The organism is Taklimakanibacter deserti, assembly GCA_003574785.1.
Map to the genome: position 1 here is coordinate 219,381 of QORU01000003.1, position 16,514 is coordinate 235,894.

At 63.3% G+C, this 16,514-nt stretch carries 15 protein-coding genes; 3 read left to right on the forward strand and 12 right to left on the reverse strand.

The window, feature by feature from the left end; genetic code table 11:
* Complete coding sequence (locus DS839_RS07130) at positions 1 to 735, forward strand: SDR family NAD(P)-dependent oxidoreductase (RefSeq protein ID WP_119269607.1); 735 nt, start codon at positions 1 to 3, stop codon at positions 733 to 735.
* The gene (locus tag DS839_RS07135; protein WP_119269608.1) at positions 732 to 1,490 is read left to right on the forward strand and encodes an SDR family NAD(P)-dependent oxidoreductase; all 759 of its coding nucleotides are present in this window, start codon (positions 732 to 734) and stop codon (positions 1,488 to 1,490) included. The genes DS839_RS07130 and DS839_RS07135 overlap by 4 nt, the downstream gene beginning before the upstream one ends.
* On the opposite strand, the gene DS839_RS07140 is transcribed toward DS839_RS07135, so the two are convergent.
* The 4 genes from DS839_RS07140 to DS839_RS07155 all read right to left on the reverse strand — a co-directional run bounded on the left by DS839_RS07140 (position 1,438) and on the right by DS839_RS07155 (position 5,998).
* Complete coding sequence (locus tag DS839_RS07140) at positions 1,438 to 2,325, reverse strand: alpha/beta hydrolase (protein WP_119269609.1); 888 nt, start codon at positions 2,323 to 2,325, stop codon at positions 1,438 to 1,440. The genes DS839_RS07135 and DS839_RS07140 overlap by 53 nt on opposite strands.
* 21 nt (positions 2,326 to 2,346) lie before the next feature.
* Positions 2,347 to 3,906, reverse strand: coding sequence for an ABC transporter substrate-binding protein (locus tag DS839_RS07145; RefSeq protein WP_119269610.1), 1,560 nt, complete (start codon positions 3,904 to 3,906; stop codon positions 2,347 to 2,349).
* Between the two features lie 94 nt (positions 3,907 to 4,000).
* Positions 4,001 to 4,684, reverse strand: a complete 684-nt coding sequence (locus DS839_RS07150; protein WP_119269611.1) for an isochorismatase family protein — start codon at positions 4,682 to 4,684, stop codon at positions 4,001 to 4,003.
* A gap of 9 nt (positions 4,685 to 4,693) precedes the next feature.
* On the reverse strand, positions 4,694 to 5,998 hold the full coding sequence (locus tag DS839_RS07155) for a M24 family metallopeptidase (protein ID WP_119269612.1): 1,305 nt from the start codon (positions 5,996 to 5,998) through the stop codon (positions 4,694 to 4,696).
* Positions 5,999 to 6,138: 140 nt separating this feature from the next.
* On the opposite strand from DS839_RS07155, the gene DS839_RS07160 reads away from it, so the two are divergent.
* Positions 6,139 to 6,597, forward strand: coding sequence for a GNAT family N-acetyltransferase (locus DS839_RS07160; RefSeq protein ID WP_119269613.1), 459 nt, complete (start codon positions 6,139 to 6,141; stop codon positions 6,595 to 6,597).
* Between the two features lie 593 nt (positions 6,598 to 7,190).
* On the opposite strand, the gene DS839_RS07170 is transcribed toward DS839_RS07160, so the two are convergent.
* The 8 genes from DS839_RS07170 to DS839_RS07205 form a co-directional block, all read right to left on the reverse strand.
* Positions 7,191 to 8,141 carry a GlxA family transcriptional regulator gene (locus tag DS839_RS07170; protein ID WP_119269615.1) on the reverse strand — a complete coding sequence of 317 codons (951 nt, stop codon included), beginning with the start codon at positions 8,139 to 8,141 and terminating at the stop codon, positions 7,191 to 7,193.
* A 55-nt stretch (positions 8,142 to 8,196) separates the two neighbouring features.
* Positions 8,197 to 9,294 carry an ABC transporter ATP-binding protein gene (locus tag DS839_RS07175; RefSeq protein ID WP_119269616.1) on the reverse strand — a complete coding sequence of 366 codons (1,098 nt, stop codon included), beginning with the start codon at positions 9,292 to 9,294 and terminating at the stop codon, positions 8,197 to 8,199.
* 3 nt (positions 9,295 to 9,297) lie between these two features.
* Positions 9,298 to 10,122: a carbohydrate ABC transporter permease gene (locus DS839_RS07180; RefSeq protein ID WP_119269617.1), complete on the reverse strand. Its 825-nt coding sequence runs from the start codon at positions 10,120 to 10,122 to the stop codon at positions 9,298 to 9,300.
* Complete coding sequence (locus tag DS839_RS07185) at positions 10,119 to 11,033, reverse strand: carbohydrate ABC transporter permease (protein ID WP_162918360.1); 915 nt, start codon at positions 11,031 to 11,033, stop codon at positions 10,119 to 10,121. The genes DS839_RS07180 and DS839_RS07185 overlap by 4 nt, the downstream gene beginning before the upstream one ends.
* Positions 11,030 to 12,457, reverse strand: coding sequence for an ABC transporter substrate-binding protein (locus DS839_RS07190; RefSeq protein ID WP_119269619.1), 1,428 nt, complete (start codon positions 12,455 to 12,457; stop codon positions 11,030 to 11,032). Before DS839_RS07190 ends, DS839_RS07185 begins: the two co-directional genes overlap by 4 nt.
* Positions 12,458 to 12,549: 92 nt before the next feature.
* A complete protein-coding gene (locus DS839_RS07195; protein WP_119269620.1) occupies positions 12,550 to 13,812 on the reverse strand; it encodes a D-amino acid dehydrogenase in 1,263 nt (420 codons plus the stop codon).
* 3 nt (positions 13,813 to 13,815) lie between these two features.
* Positions 13,816 to 15,693 (reverse strand): D-apionate lactonase family protein, encoded by a 1,878-nt coding sequence (locus DS839_RS07200; RefSeq protein WP_119269621.1) that lies wholly within the window; start codon positions 15,691 to 15,693, stop codon positions 13,816 to 13,818.
* Positions 15,690 to 16,514 carry an FCD domain-containing protein gene (locus DS839_RS07205; protein ID WP_119269622.1) on the reverse strand — a complete coding sequence of 275 codons (825 nt, stop codon included), beginning with the start codon at positions 16,512 to 16,514 and terminating at the stop codon, positions 15,690 to 15,692. Before DS839_RS07205 ends, DS839_RS07200 begins: the two co-directional genes overlap by 4 nt.

The following is a 16,514-nucleotide window of genomic DNA, read 5'->3' on the forward strand; positions in this document are numbered from 1 at the left end:
ATGACGAAGTCAGCGATTGTTACGGGTGCGGGATCGGGCATAGGCCGCGCCATCGCCGAGAGATTGGCGCAGGACGGCTATGGCGTGCTGGTCAATGACCTCCATGGCGAGCGCGCCGAAGAGACCGCCGCCAGCATCAAGGCGAAGGGCGGAAAGGCCGCGGCGAAAGCAGGCGATGTCTCGCGCGAAGACGATGTCGCGGCCCTGGTGGCGCGGGCGCGCGCGGCATTGGGTGAAATCGGCCTCCTCGTCAACAATGCCGGCCATGTCCATCAGGCCACATTCGCCGAGATCACGCCCGCCGAGTTCGACCGCATGTTCGCGGTGCATGTGCGGGGCACCTTCCTCATGATGCGGGCCGTCCTGCCGGAGATGCTCAAGGCCCGGGACGGCGTCATTATCAATATCGCCTCGCAGCTCGGCCAGATCGGCGGCGTCGAGCTCGTGCATTATTCCGGCGCCAAGGCGGCCATCATCGGCATGACCAAGTCGCTGGCGCGCGAGGTTTCAAGCCAGGGTGTCAGGGTCAATGCGGTGGCGCCGGGGCCCATCAATACGCCACTGGTCAGGGCCTTGTCGCAGGACTGGCAGGACCGGAAGGCGGCGCAATTGCCGCTCGGCCGCTTCGGCGAGCCCGAGGAAATCGCTGCCGTCGTGTCGTTCCTGGCCTCGCCCGCGGCAAGCCTGTTCGTCGGCCAGACTTTGGGCGCCAATTCAGGGGATGTGATGCTATGAGCCGGCGCATCGTCATCATCACCGGCGGCGGCATCGGCATCGGCCGCGCCACCGCCCGCGCTTTCGGCGCGCTCGGCGATCATGTCGTCGTCACCGACATATTGGAGAAGGAAGGCACCGCCGTCGCCGGTGAAATTACCCAGTCGGGCGGCTCGGCCGAATTCCGCAAGCTCGATGTGCGCTCGAGCATGGCGGCCGATGCGCTCATCGGCGAGGTCGAGAAGCGCCGTGGCCGCATCGACGTCGTCATCGCCAATGCCGGCATCGCGCATAAGGTGCCGCTCGCCGAATTGAGCGACGAACGCTGGGACTACACTTTCGACATCGACCTCAAGGGCGTGTTCCGCATCATCAGGCCGGCGCTCGCCGGCATGCGCCAGCGCCAGTCGGGCGCCATCGTCGCCCTCTCCTCCATCATGGGCAGCACCTATGGCTGGAACGAGCATGCGCATTATTCCTCCGCCAAGGCGGGCGTCATCGGCCTGGTGCGCGGGCTTGCGGTCGAGCTGGCGCGGTCGGGGATCCGGGTCAATGCGGTGGCACCAGGCTATATAAGGACGGCGCAGCTCCTGTCGAAGGAGCATTCGCTGGGGCCGGATGGGGCGGAGGCCGCGGCACCCATCATTCCCATGGGCCGGCTCGGCGAGCCCGAGGATGTGGCCGATGTCGTCACCTTCCTGGCGTCCAAGGCCGCGCGCTACATCACCGGCCAGACGATCGTCGTCGATGGCGGGCTTCAGGTCGGGCGCTATTGAGAGCACAGATCCAGTCGGCGATCCCGCGATAGGCGTTCTCCCTGGCGCGGTGCAGACGCGGATCCTGCAGGAAGCTGTGATCCGCGAAGGCCTGCATGTCGATGGTGACGGGGCGACCCTTCTCTTTGAGGGCGTTGGCCAAGGCCAATGAATCGCGGCACAGCGGATCACGGCCGGCGATCAGAAGATGGACCGGGCAGCCTTGCGCATGAGCAAGCGCCGGGATGGAGTAGGGGCTCAAGCCCTGGCTGCGATTGGCCGCCTGCCAATAGCGTCTGACGCTCAGGGTATCGAGGCCGTCGCTCACGGCGGAAGCCTGATGCAGCGCGGCATTGGCCCAAAGCCCGAAACAGCCATAGAAGCTCGCCACGCCGATGATGTCCTCCTTCAGCTCGCCGGCATTGCACTCGACCGCAAGCGCCAAAGCTCCACCGGCCGAATCGCCGCAGAGAATGGCCGATTCATATCGGCCCAGAAAATGCCGCAGCACGGCAAGACCGTCCGAGATCATGTCCTCGGCCACGAATTCGGGCGCCAGACGATAGTCGACCGAGATCACCGGCAGGCCGGTCGTTGCGGCGAGGGCGCTCGTTATGTCGGCATGGGTCGAAGGCGAGCCGACGATCCACCCGCCGCCATGGAAGTAGATGATCGCGCGGTCGCTCGGCGCCGCAGCGTCGTGGATCAGAAGGCGGATCAGCCGCCCGCCGACATCGAGGCTCAGCCATTCATGAGCGCCCTTGGGCGGGGCCCGGCAGGCCTGCTCATAATGGGCTCTCAGAAACCTGATATTGTCCCGCCGCCAGTCGAGACGAAGAGAATCGCGTCTGCTCATGCGGCGGGCAGCATACCCCGCCTATGAGGCGAACCACCAGCGCTCGGCGCCGCGCGCGCCATCGAGCGGCCAGCTCGAGGTGAGCTTGTCGCCATGCTCGACATTGGCGCGCCGGGCATAGATCCAGTTACGAAAGAAGGGGATGATGACCGAGCCCTTGTCGTGCAGGATGCGCTGCATCTCGCCATATTTCTCGGCCCGCTTCTTCTGGTCGAGCTCGGCGCGCGCTTCCAGCATCAGTTGGTTGAAGCGATCGTCCTTGAAATGCGAGTCGTTCCAGTCGGCGCCCGCCGCATAGCCCAGCGTGAAGATGATGTCGGGCGTCGGACGCTGGCCCCAGCCGGCCAGGCAGAAGGGCTTCTTGAGCCAGATATTGGACCAGTAGCTGTCATTGGCCTCGCGGATCACATTGACCTCGATGCCGGCGGCGCGCGCCGTCTCCTGGAAAAGGAGCGCCATGTCGACGCCCGAGGTGATGACGACATCGGCGGCCGAGAGGTCCACTTTGAGGTTCTCGAGGCCGGCTTTCTTGAGATGGAATTTGGCCTTCTCCGGGTCATAGGCGCGCTGTTCGATCGAGCCGTCATAATAGGGCATGATCGGGCTGATCGGATGGTCGTTGCCGATCGATCCGTGGCCGTTCACCACCATCTTGACCGTCGCCTCGCGATCGACCGCATATTTCAAGGCGAGCCTGACATCGGGATTGTCGAAGGGAGCGACATCCTGAAACATCGGCATCGAGACATGCGTGCCGGTCGGCACCTCGTCCACTTTGAGATTGCTGTCCCGCTCCAGCATATGCACAGTCTTGAAGTCGCATTCGATCATGGCGTCGAGCGAATTGTTGAGCAGCGCCGTCTGGCGTGCATTGACGTCGGGGATCGCCGTATATTCCACCCCGTCGAAATAGGCGCTGTCGGCCTTCCAGTAATTCTTGAAGCGCTCGAGCGTCGCCTTGACGCCCGGATCGAAGCTTTTCACCACATAGCCGCCGCAGCCTGCGTCATTGGCGAAGCTCACCTTGCCCTCGCCATCGGCCGGCAGCATCACCAGGTGATAGTCGGTGAGGAGATAAGGCAGGTCGGCATTGCCGCTCGACAGTTTCACGACGACGGTGTTCTTGTCATCGGCCTTGATGCTCTCGACCGACGTGAGCAGCGATTTGGCGCCCGAGGTCGATTTCTCGCCGCGATGATGGTTGAGGGACGCCACCGCGTCATTGGCGTCGAAGGTCTTGCCATTGTGGAATTCGACACCCTTGCGCAGCTTCAGCATCCAGGTCTTGGCGTCGCCGGAGGTTTCCCAGGATTCGGCGAGTTCGCCCTTGACGCCGTTGTCGGGCGCGATCTCGGTCAGGAAATTGCGCTGCGTATGCGCCATGGTGATCATGAAGCGCGAATTGGTGGTCGCGGGATCCATGCTGTCGGTGGTGTTGCCGTCATCGAGGCCGGCGCGGAACAAGCCGCCTTTGGCCGGCGCGCTGCGCGCGGCCTTCGACCAGAGGACATTTGCAGCGGTGAGGCTTAAGCCCGCGGCGAGTGCCGATTGCATGAAGGCGCGGCGGTCGAGCTTTCCCATGACAGTCTCCTCCGAAACTCTGTTGTGCTTGGAGAAAGACTAGACCGCAGTCATAGGCTCAAATGTTCAACTCTCGTCGATTTATGTGCAGGGATCAGAGTTCGGCATAGCGGTCGGCCGCATCGGTGAAATTGAAGAGGATCGGCACGGGGCGCTCGGCGACCCAGGCCTGGATCGTCTTTCCGTCGAGCAGCTCCATGGCGCCCGCCGTATCGGTGACCGCGCCGCCATAAAGACGGTTGGCGAGATTGATCACGGCGGTCTTGTGCATCGCCGAGGTGGCACTGCCGCAAGCGTCCTTGACCAGGAGAACGCGGTATCCTTGCGCGACGCTGTCGCGCACCGTTGCCGCGACGCAAGCCTCCGTCCACACCCCCGCGATCACCAGCCATTCGATCTGTGCTTCGCTCAGCAGGGGCTGCAGATTTCCCTCGCAGAAGGCGCTGGCATCGTTCTTGTAGATGACGGGCTCCGACCCTTGCGGCGCCACTTCCGTGCAGATCGCGGTCAGCGGATTGACCGCGTCGCTGAAGGTAGGCTTGCCGTCCGATGTCACGGGCTCGAAAGGCCGGGGAGGGTGCTGCGCGAAGTCGCGCCGATAGGCCGCGTGGACGACGAGGCGGCCGGTCGCGCGCGCCCCCGCCAGCAATTTGGCGGCGTTGGCCAGGACATTGTCGAAGCCGAAGACGGAGTAAAGCGGGTCGCGGCGCTGCTCCTCCTGCAGGTCGACCAGCAGCAAGGCAACCTTCTTGTCTGCAAAGGAAATCGCCGTCTTCATTTCACACTCTCACACTTCCGTGCCCAGCAACTCGTCCTCGTAAGGGAAGCGGGAAATCAGCTGGGGTCCGTTCTCGGTCACGAGGAGCTCGTCTTCGAGCTTGACGCCTTCCCGGCCGCCTTTCTCGCCAATATAGCTTTCGACGCTCACCACCATGCCGGGCTCGATCGTGCCTTCCCGTCCATAAGTCGCGAAGTCCATAGCATGGGCGATGAAGGGTGTCTCGCCATGCATGCCGACCCCGTGCATGACCGAGGTATAGCGCTGATCGATGAAGCGCTCGGGGATCTTCCAGGCCTTCTCGGCGATCTCGCGGAAGCTCATGCCGGGCTTGATGATGCCGATATTGTGCTGCACCTGATCATGGGACATGCGGTAGAGCGCCTTCTGATAGGGTGAAGGCTTGCCCGGACCGCAGCGGAAGGTGCGGGAGAAGTCGGAATAATAGCCGAAGCAGCCTATGGTGTCGGTGTCGAGCGCCACCAGTTCGCCGGGCCGCACGCGCCTCCCGCTCGCCTCGCTGAACCAGGGATTGGTGCGCTGGCCCGAGGTCAGAAGCCTGGTCTCGATGAACTCGCCGCCCTGGCGGATGACCTCGTGATACATGACGGCAAAAAGCTCGTTCTCGGTGATGCCCGGCTTGATCGCATCGCGCACCGCCGCGACCGCGGCTTCAGCACCCGTCATGCTGATCTGGAGGCATTTGATCTCCTCCGGCGTCTTCACCGCGCGAACGGCGAGGATCTCGCCCTGGCAATCCCTGACATCGAGGCCCTGTTTTTCGAGCGCCAGCGCCTGGAGGTGGCTGCAGCGGTCGAGACCGATCTTGCGGTTGCCGGGGGCATGCTCGCGCATCAGGTCGGCGATCTCGGCCGCGAAGGGCCCCGCCGTCTCATTGTCCTTGCCGGAGACCGACGACCAGACGAGCTTGCTCGGGCGTGCCTCATCGACCGTGTCGAGCTTCGTCGAGACGTGGTAGCTCTGGGGATATTCGAACAATATGATGGGGCCCTCGACGGGCACGAAGAAATAGCGCGTCGAATTGCGCAGGAAATAGCCGAACATGTTGCGCGAGCCGGTCGCATAGCGCTGGTTGTAGGGATCGAACAGCAGCACGGCGCCGTAATCGGCCTTTTTCATCCATTGGCGCAGCTTCGTGAGCCGCTCGCGCCGCAGCGCCACGGCGTCTACGGCCGGGGGCTCGGTGTCCGACAGCCACATGTTGTTGGCGGGCTCATCGGCCGCCGGATGGCGCATATGATCGCCGAAGTCGACATCATCGACCTTGTCGGGGTTGAAGACGACGATGCTCATATGCCGCAAATCCTTTCGAATGCCGGGAAAGCTCGAAAATGGCCGACTTCGCCGGTGACGAATGTGCAGTTTTGAGAGAAAAATGTGCTTTGATCATCGCCTGATGCGATCTTATTCATACCCTCATGGAGTCAGCCGCAATGACAGGAGTCACGTTTCGCCGCGCCCGGGCCGCAGATATCCCGGCGATCATCGCCCTTCTGGCCGATGATGGCCTGGGTCGACAGCGCGAGGATACCGGCTCTCCGCTGAACCCCAAATATCTGGAGGCCTTCCAGGCCATCGACGCCGATCCCCGACAACTGCAAGCGGTCGCTGTCCTCGGCGATGAGGTGGTCGGCAGCTTGCAGCTCACCTTCATCCCGGGACTGTCGCGCAAAGGGGCGTGGCGCGGCCAGATCGAGAGCGTCAGGGTTGCGGCGAAGCACCGCGGATCTGGGCTCGGGCAGCGGATGTTCGAATGGGCGATCGATCAATGCCGGGCGAAGGGCTGCGATCTCGTCCAGCTGACGACGGACAAGAGACGTTCCGATGCACATCGCTTCTATGAGAGGCTCGGCTTCACCGGCAGCCATGTCGGCTACAAGCTGACGCTATGAACCGCCTGTGACTATTCCAGTTTTTTATCTCTTGACATTGCGGGCCAAGCCGTGGTGTTGGAAAATATCAGAGTCGGAAACTGCGTGCCTGCTGCCGGGCGCATTGCTTCTGTAAATTCCGTTGCTCTCTCTTCCGACAAGGACCATCAGATGACCAGCATGCTCTGCCTAAGCGCGGCGCTCGACCGCGTCGTTGCGCCATGGGCGGCGAAGATTGCCGTGTTCTTCGCCATCATTGTCGAAATCCTAGTGGCTATTGCGGAAAGCATCCATGACACCGTGCAGGAGCTGCGCGCCTGTTACCGGAGGCCCGGGCGGCGACTCCTGGCTCTGTGTCACCCGACGGTGCGCCTTTGGCGAGCCCGCTCCGTGCTCTTGCGCGCAAGGCGCTCGCCCGCATTCGAGCGGTTCTCGTCCCTCTGTCCACGCGGGTTGCGCGAATCCCGGCAAGCCTTGTCGCCGCGATCGGTGCCGGAGGCGAAGGATATTGAAAGGTATGAAAGGTTATCGAAAGGGAATTGAAAGGGTATTGAAAGCGAGGGCACCAATGCCCCATGCCCCCACGTAAAGAATCGATGCAGCTTTGCGGGATGTTAACTCTTGCGCGCCTTTCCCGGCGTCGCGCCAAAGACGGCTTTATAAGCGCGCACAAAGGAGGAGAAGCTCGAATAGCCGCAAGCGAGCCCCACCTCGCGCACCGACATCTTGGAATGAGCGAGAAGGTCGCGGGCGCGCTCCATGCGGAAGCGGCGGTAATATTCGGCGGGACCCAGGCCGAATTCGGCCTTGAACAGCCTTTCGAGCTGGCCCATCGACAGGCCGAGCCTGACGGCGATGGCGGAAACTTCCTCGCTCTTCTCGCTCGCCTTCTCCATGAGCGCGACCGCCTTGAGGACGACATCGTCGCGAATGCCGGTGCGCAGACGCAGTTGCAGGCGTTCGCGATCGGCGCTCGCCTTGATGCGATCATGCACGAACCATTCCGCGACTTGCCGCGACAGCTCGGTGCCGTGATGGCCCGCGATCAGCTCCAGCATCATGTCCATGGCGCCGACGCCGCCGGCGCAGGTGAAGCGGGTGCGGTCGATGACGAAGATGCGCCGCGCCAGGCGGATATGGGGAAAGGCCTCGAGAAAGGCGGGCTGGCTCTGCCAATGCAAAGTGCAGGTATAGCCGTCGAGCAAACCGGCGCGGGCGAGATAGAAGGCGCCGTCGGCGACGCTGCCGATATGAGCCCCGAGGCGCAGATTCTTCCTGATCCAGGACAGCGGCTTCTTGGCGTCGAGCCGGTCGGCATCGCCTCCCGAGCAGACGACGATGTAATCGGCCGAGGGTGCCTTAGCGGCGGCATAATGCGGCGTGACGGCAATCCCGTTCGACGCCGTCACCCGATTCTCATCGGGTCCGACGATCGTCCAGTCATAGAGCTTGGCGGAGGCGATCACATTGGCGGCCCGGAGCGGCTCGATGACCGCGCTGAAGGCCATCATGGGGAAGCCGGGAAAGATCAGGACGGCGAAGGTGACGGTGGAACGGCTCGCCATGGTGCCAATCAGGGAAAGAGGTGAGTGCCGGAACGGCCACCGGTTATCAAAACCGTCAGGCCCGGGCAATGGCGCGATCGGTCTCGCCGTCAATGAGGACGGCGCGGCCCATGTCGATATCGATCGAAATGTTGCCGGTGGCGCCGTTGATGTCATGCGACGGAAGCTCGGCGACAAGGCTCTGCGCGCCGATGCGGCACGTGACGAGGCTGCGCGAGCCCGTGGGCTGCACCAGCTCGATTTTCGCGAGGAAACGGACCTTGCCTTTGACGGGCGGCGCAGGCGACGCCACGCTGATGTGCTCAGGCCTTATGCCGATGATGACGGGCTTGCCCGGCGTCACGCGTATATTCGTCGGCAGAGGCAATTCGGTGCCGTCGCTCATGACGATGACCGTCGTGCCCTTGCCGGACTTGACCGCGCCCTCCAGGAAATTGATGCGCGGCGAGCCGAGGAAGCCCGCGACGAAACGCGAGGCCGGCCGCTCGAAGAGATTGAGCGGCTTGCCCACTTGCTCGATCACGCCGCCATTGAGGAGGACCATGCGGTCGGCGAGCGTCATGGCCTCGATCTGATCGTGGGTGACATAAATGACCGTCTTGCCGATGTCCTGATGCAGACGCTTGATCTCGCCCCGCATCTCGTCGCGCAATTGCGCATCGAGATTGCTCAAGGGCTCGTCGAACAGGAAGACCTGGGCGTTGCGGACGATGGCGCGGCCGATCGCGACGCGCTGCCGCTGGCCGCCCGAGAGCTGGCGCGGATAGCGCTCGAGCAGTCTGTCGACGCCCAGCATCGCTGCGGCCCGCTTCACCCGCGTCTCCACTTCCGCCTCGGGCGTCTTGCGGGCGCGCAGACCAAAGGCGATGTTGTCGAAGACCGTCATATAGGGATAGAGCGCATAGGACTGGAACACCATGGCGATGTCGCGCTCGCGCGGCCGCATGTCATTGACGATACGATCGCCGATCCTGATGGTGCCGCCATCGATATCTTCGAGGCCAGCGATCATGCGCAGGAGCGTGGTCTTGCCGCAGCCCGACGGTCCGACCAGGACGGCGAACTCGCCCGATGCGATCTCGAGGTCGATGCCGCGCACCGCATGGACCTCGCCATAATATTTCTGCGCGCCTGCGATGGTGACTGCCGCCATGATCTATCCCTTGACTGCGCCCATCGAGATGCCGCGCACCAGATAGCGCTGCAGCATCGTCACGGCGATGAAGACCGGAAGGGTGCCTAAGACCGACATGGCGCCGATCTTGGCCCAGAAGGTCGATTGCGAGCCGAAATACTGGCTGATCTGCACCGTGAAGGTGATGACCTCGGTGCGGGTCAGGATGAGGGCGAAGAGGAACTCGTTCCAGGAGAAGATGAAGGCGAAGATGGCGGTGGCGATGAGGCCGTTGCGCGCCATGGGCACGGCAACCTTCCGCAGGACGCCAAGCGCGCTCAGGCCGTCGACCTCGGCCGATTCCTCCAGATCGCGCGGCACGTCCTGCAGATAGCCGCGCATCATCCAGATGACATAGGGCAGAGCGAAAGCGGTATAGAGCAGGATGAGGCCGAAATAGCTGTCGGCGAGGCCCAGATTCGCATAGGCGAGGAAGATCGGAAAGACGATGGCGATGGGCGGCAGCATGCGCTGGGAGAGGATCCAGATCGCCAGGTTCTCGCCGCCGGTATTGAAGCGCACGATGGCGTAGGCGCAGAGCGTGCCCAGAACCATGGCCACAACCGTGCTGGCGCCGGCGATGACCAGGCTGTTCCACAAGGACCACACATCGCCGTCGTTGAACAGAGCCGCGAAATTGCCGAATTGCGGCTGGCTTGGGAACCAGACTGGCGGTGAGGCGAAGATCTCCTCCGGCAGCTTGAGCGAGACCATGAACATCCAATAGATCGGGAACAGCATCACCAGGAGGATGGCGATGGAAACGCCGTACCAGACGATGCCGTGCCAGGGTGATGCCTTCCTCATCGGGCGATCCTCAGGCGCTTTAAGATCAAGGTCACGGCAATCGAGAGCACGAGAAGCACGAGGACGACGGCCGCTGCCGTATAGCTCGTGTCAAAGCTCTGGAAGCCGCGAATATACATGAAGATCGACAAGGTCTCGGTCTTGTTGCCAGGACCGCCGCGGGTGAGCTGCCAGACCGCATCGAAGATGCGGAACACGTCGAGGCCGCGGATGAGGAGGGCGATGGCGAGCACCGGCATGATCGCCGGCAATACGATCTTGAAGAAGACGCGGAAACGCCCGGCGCCGTCGATCTCGGCGGCCTCGAGCTGCTCGCGGTCGACATTGGCGAGGGCTGCGAGAATGAGGACGAACATGAAGGGCGTCCATTGCCAGACCTCGGTGATGATGATGGCCCAGAAAGCGAGATAGGGCTTGATCACCCACAAGAGGACGACGGGCTCGCCGGCGACCCAGGCGATGATCTGGTTGATGGGGCCGAATTTGTGATCGAACATCAGGCGCCACATGGAGCCTGCGACCATGGGCGAGACGACGGCGGGAAGGACGAGGAGCGCCACGAAGAGGCGCTTGAACGGCCGGTCGGCCTGGAAATGCAAGGCCAGCAGCAGGCCGAAGATCAATTCGAGCGGCAGCGCCACGGCGAGGATGAGCAAGGTGCGGCCGAAAGCGGCCCAGAAGCGCAGGTCGGACAGGAGCCGCTCATAATTGGCAAAGCCCACCCAGATCCCGGCCCGGTTGGAGCCGGTGATGTTCTGGAAGCTCACTGCCAGCGACCAGAAGAAGGGAAAGAGTCCAATGAGCAGGATCAAGGCGATGGCGGGCGTGGCGAAACGCCAGCCGATAGCCCGCCGGCCGGTCTTGAGGGACCGGCCGGAGAGTTTCGTCGGTGTAAGTACTGCGTCCGTCACTGGCGATAGGCCGAGGGCTTTGCTGCCCAGACCTTATAGGCTTCGCGCTGCTTGTCCACGCCCACTTGCTCGGTAATCTGGTCCCATTCGGCGGCCATGTTGTCGAGCGCCGTCTTCGGATCCTCACCGCCGATCGCGGCGTTGACGGCGCGCGCCATGGCATCCTGGTATTTGAAGGTCTCGATGAAGGAGATGTCGGCGAGACCTTGCGAGGCGCCTTCCTTCAGGACCACCAGATAGTCCTTCGCCGTCGGCCACAGTGCCTGATATTCGGGCGAGTCATAGTGGGAGAGGCGGTAGGGATCGCGAAGGCCCACCGGACGCATGACATTCTTCAGGCTCTGCGATTTGGAATGCATCCATTGGGCATAGAGGTAAGCGGCGTCCTTGTTCTTGCTGTCGGGCGACACGGCGGAAAGGAAGCCCGAGGCAAGCTGCGGATGGCCGCCGGGATTGACGGCATAGCCGATCTTGTCCTTGACCTTGGTCGCCGGCACCCAGGACAGCGCCTTGTCGTCGATATTCACGCCTTGCGTCCAGCGCCCCAGCGGCGGCCATGAGATGGTCATGGCGATTTCGCCCGAATTGAGCGCCGACAGATTCTCGGCGAAGCCCCAGGTCTCGATGCCGGGTGACATGCATTTGTTCTGCTCGACCATTTCGGTGAGCGCCTTCAGGCCGGCCTCGCTGTTGACGGTCGCCTTCATGGTCGCTTCATCGAAGAACTTGCCGCCATGGTTGCGGAAGCGCTCGCTGAAGAAGAAATGCGTGTAGCCGGTATTGATGACGCCGGCCCCATAGAGCTTGGGCTGGTATTTCTCGGTCAGGAAGCAGGCGATGTCGCCGAATTCCTTGTAGCTCTTGGGCGGCGCCAGGTCGTAGCCGTATTTGGCCTTGAAGGCCGTCTTGTTCTCGGCGTCGTCGAAGAGGTCCTTGCGGTAGTAGGTGACGAGCACGTCGCCGTCGACCACGAGGCCATAGGTCTTGCCGTTATAGATCATCCAGTCCTTGAAGGCGGGGTTGACGTCGTCGAATTCCGCCTTCACGCCATATTTCTCGATATAAGGGTCGAGCGGCTCGACGGCGCCGTTCGAGACGACATCGGCAAGCCAGGCGGGCGACACCAAAAGCGTGTCATAGCCGCCGGTGCCCGCCTGATGCTCGAGGATCGTCTTGGTGTAGATCTCCTCGAAAGGCAGCTCCACCACCTTCACCTTGATGCCGGTGAGCTTCTCCCATTCAGGCCCGGAATATTGCGTGTCGAGCAGGGCCTGAAGCCCGGCCTCGGCGACGACGGTGATCGTCGTCCCGGAATATTGCTTGGCCGCCTCGACCGCCTTGGCTGCCGCATCTTCGTCGGCCAGAGCCGGTCCTGCTGCCGTCAAAGCGGCAAAGGCGGCCGCCAACGCCAAATGTCTCAACATGGTTTCCTCCTTTTATCATTCACCTACGATCTTAAGCCGCATTGCTTTTCTGCGCATGATCTTATCGGAAAACCGGTATCCACTTTTCCGGATCATGCGGCGACCGCGCCTTGCGGCGGCGGCAAAGTGATCTCGGGCCTCTTCCCGGAAATGATATCGGCGAGCGCCCGTCCCGAGCCGCAGGCCAAGGTCCAACCGAGATGGCCGTGACCGGCATTGACCCACAGACCCTTGAGCGATGTCGCTCCGATGATGGGCGTTCCGGCCGGACTCACCGGGCGAAGTCCCGCCCAGATGCGCGCCGTGGCGAGATCGAGATGGCGCGGAAGCTCGGGGAAAGTGTAGCTGGCATTGGCGATGACCGCTTCGGCGCGGGGCATCGCAGGTTGCGTGTCGAAGCCGGTGATCTCGGCCGAGCCTGAGATGCGCATGCGATCGCCAATCGGCACGAGGCCGAACAAGCGGCTGTCGTCGATGACCGGCATGCGCGGCGCCGATCCCCAATTGCCGCGCGCGAAGGTGATCGAGAGACCTTTCACCGGATAGATGGGAATGCGGATGCCCAGAGGCTTGAGAAGGGGGGTTGTGTAGCTTGCGAGCGCCACGACCGCCTGGTCGGCGGCGATGCGCCCGACGCTGGTGATGACGCCGGTGATCTTGTCTCCGGCCGTTTCGATGCGCTGGATTTCGGTGGAATAGTGAAAGCGCACGCCGAGCTTCGCGCATTGGGCGGCGAGGCCCTGGGTGAATTTGTTGCAGTCACCCACCTCGTCGCGCTTGAAGAACAAGCCCCCGGCCAAAGTGGGTGATGTGTCCTTTAACGCGGGCTCCAGATCGAGCGCGCGCGCGACATCGACGCGCTCATAGAGCAGCCCGTGCCTGGCGAGCGCCACACAGGAGCGTTCGGCGCCGTCCAGCGCCTCCTTGGAGCGATAGATCTTCATCACCCCATTGGTGGCGCGGTCATAGGCGATTTGCGTCTCGGCCGCGATCTCCTGCAGCGAGCGCAAGGAATAAAGCGCGAGCTCGAGATTGGCGCGGGCATTGAAGGCGAAACGCTCCGGCGTGCAGTTGCGGGCGAAATCGAGCCCCCAGCGCCACATATGGGGAATGGAGCCATAGCGCAGCAGCAAGGGCGCGTTCTCCTTGCCGAGCCATTTCACGATCTTCATCGGCATGCCGGGCTGCGACCAGGGCTCGACCTCGCTCGCATGGATGACCCCGCCATTGCCCCAGCTCGTCTCGAGCGCGGCCTCGGGCTGGCGCTCGATGACGGTCACATCATGGCCATGCTTCTTGAGATACCACGCCGTGGCAATGCCGACAGCACCCGCGCCCAGGACAAGGATGGTCATCGTTCAGGCCTCCATCCGGGCAACGGCATAGGCGCTCAATTCGAGCGCGTTCGTCTTGGGCAAGGGACGCTCGGTGAGCTTGCCGCCCGAGGTCTCATCCAGCACCGCCAAGGCGGCGGGCCGCAGCCCATGCACGGCGAGCTTGCACGGTCTCGGCGTCAGATTGGCGATCCAGGCGATGCGCCGTCCTGCCTTGTCGGCGCTCGCGGCGAGCACGCGCTGCGGGTCGGAAGAGACTGCCGTCACGCCGGCAGCGCCGCTCAGTGCGGCAAAGCCCTGGATCGCGAAGAAGACCGGCCGGTCCAGAATGCCGAAAGGCCCTGTGGGCGACATCATCGTGACCTGGTCGATGCCGGCAGATGCGGCGCGGGTGAGATAGCCCGTTGCCCAGGCGGCGGCGAACAGAGCGGTCTGGCGCGGGTCGCTGGTCACCATGGTGATGCGCCGGTTGTCGGGATTGGGCGTCGTCGACTTGCCATAAGGGTTGAAGGCCATGCCGATATTGGCGGGGCCCAGGCGATAGGGTGTCGCGCCGATGAAAGCGCGTGCCGAGCGGAAGACATGGGGCAGGCTTTCGAGCGTCTCCATGACCGAACGGTCGTCGGCGGCATGCACGATGGAGGCCGTCGCGTGCTGGACGAAATCGAGCAGATGATGCGGGACGCGGCGGCGGTTGAGCTCGGTGAAATAGCTGTACATGCCGCCGCCCAGCGTGATGCCGGGAAAGGCGCGGCGCGCGGACTCATAGATATGTTCGAGGGCGGGGCCTGCCGGCCGATCGACGGAGGGCGGATAGGATTGAAGATCGATCTCGGGCGAGACCATGACCGAATCCGGCGCGAAGCCCGAAGCTTTCGCCGCGACGGCGACGAGATCGAGGCCGATCGCGGGATCGTTCGCTTTGTCGAGAATGATCTCGAGCTGTGTCCTGGCGCCGATGGCTTGCGCGAATTGTGCCGCCCGGCGCAATTTGCCGGGGATGTCCTTGGCATCCGATCTGAGCCTGATGCTCAGCGACTGGACCTGCGCCTTGGCGATATGAGCCGCGGAAGCGGCGGCCGTCTCGATATCGTCTGCATCGACGGCAAGGCCGATGGCGGGCATGACGCCGCCCGAACGGTCGCCGAGCGTGATGGCGACGGTCTCGGCCGCGGCGACGGGTGCCCGCTTCGCGATCGACGGCGTGAAAGTGAGGGAGATGCGCTGCTCGATCTTCTCGCCCGCCGGCACCTTGTAGGGCCAAGGCAGCATCAGCGGGCGGAAATAGGTCTTGAATGAGGCATCGAGCCAGTTGCGGTGATCCTCGGTCTCCCACACGCCGCCCTCCATCCGGCAGGTCGCCTTGATGCCGGGAACGGGCTCATGCGTCATGGCCCTTATATCGAAGAAGGACTGCAGCGGGTCGATGTGATCGGGGAAAGCCGTCGCCTCGCTCGAGCCGTCGGAATGCTCGATGGTCAAGGGGCAGCCGACCGCCTTCTCCAAGGGATGCAGCACGATGAAGCCGGTGCGGCAGGTGATGAAATCGCTCTGCGGCGTGGCCCGCGCCGTGAAGGAGATGCCCTTGCCTGCCGAGCCTTCGATGGCGCCGAACCAGTCGAGATCCTGCCCGTCGCTCGGCGTCGTGCCATGCGCGGTGAAGGTGATCTTGAAGGTGTCGTTGGCCTGATCGACCTTGAGGTCGCGGATCTCAGGGACGACGGTGCTCCAATTGCGGTCGCGGATGAGGAAATAGATGCCCCTCAAGACCTCGATATCCTGGAGGCGGATATTGCGCAAGGCGCCGCCGACGAAGAGAGCGGTGAGCGGGCCCGCCGCGAGGGCGACCTCTTCCGGCGCCGGCTCGTTCGTTCCGTAAATCGTCACGGCTTTCTTCGTCATGTCCGAGGCTTCCTTTTGGACCGCTGCGGGCCCGACCACATTTCATCCATCTCGCGGTCGATGCGCGCCGCGACATCGCGGGTGACATTGCGCAGGATCTCTTCCGAGAGGCGCTTCGATTCGGTGTAGAGCTGGCTGATCAGGTGCAAGTGGCTCGCCATCTCGTGGAAGGCGCGCATCGGATCATGCGCCGCCACCGCCTCATAGATGGCAGTATGATCGCGCACCGAGAAACGGTCGGCATCCGGCATATGGATCGTGGTGGTGCGCTGGTCGATCAGCCATTCGACGAGCGCGTCGTGAATGGCGGCGAAGACCGGGTTGCGGGTGATGACAGTGAGCTCGTAATGGAAGGCGACGTCGGTGCGGATGAATTCGGCGGTATTACCCATGGCCGCGGCATTGGCATCGAGCGCGCTCTTGAGGCGCAGGATGTCCTCAGGTGTCGCCTGCTTGGCGGCCTGCCAGGCGACGCCCGCCTCGAAGAGGAGGCGGGTCTGCTCCATATGGGTCTGGCCCTGGCCCGTCGCCGAGAGCCGCTTGATCAGGCCGTTCACCTGGCCGACCAGGAATTTGGGCGAGGGCGAGGTGACGCGCGCCCGGGCGCCGCTCGCGATCTCGACCAGGCCCTGCTGCTGCAGGATGAACAGCGCCTCGCGCACCGCGGGTCTTCCGACGCCGAAGCGCACCATCAGATCCTTCTCGGAAGGAAGCTGGCTGCCTTCGGTGAACTCGCCCGAGGTTATGGCCTTTTCGAGATGCTCGGCGACTTCATGCGCTCTCTTGCGGCGGCCGACCGGTAGGCGTGGAACATTCTGCAT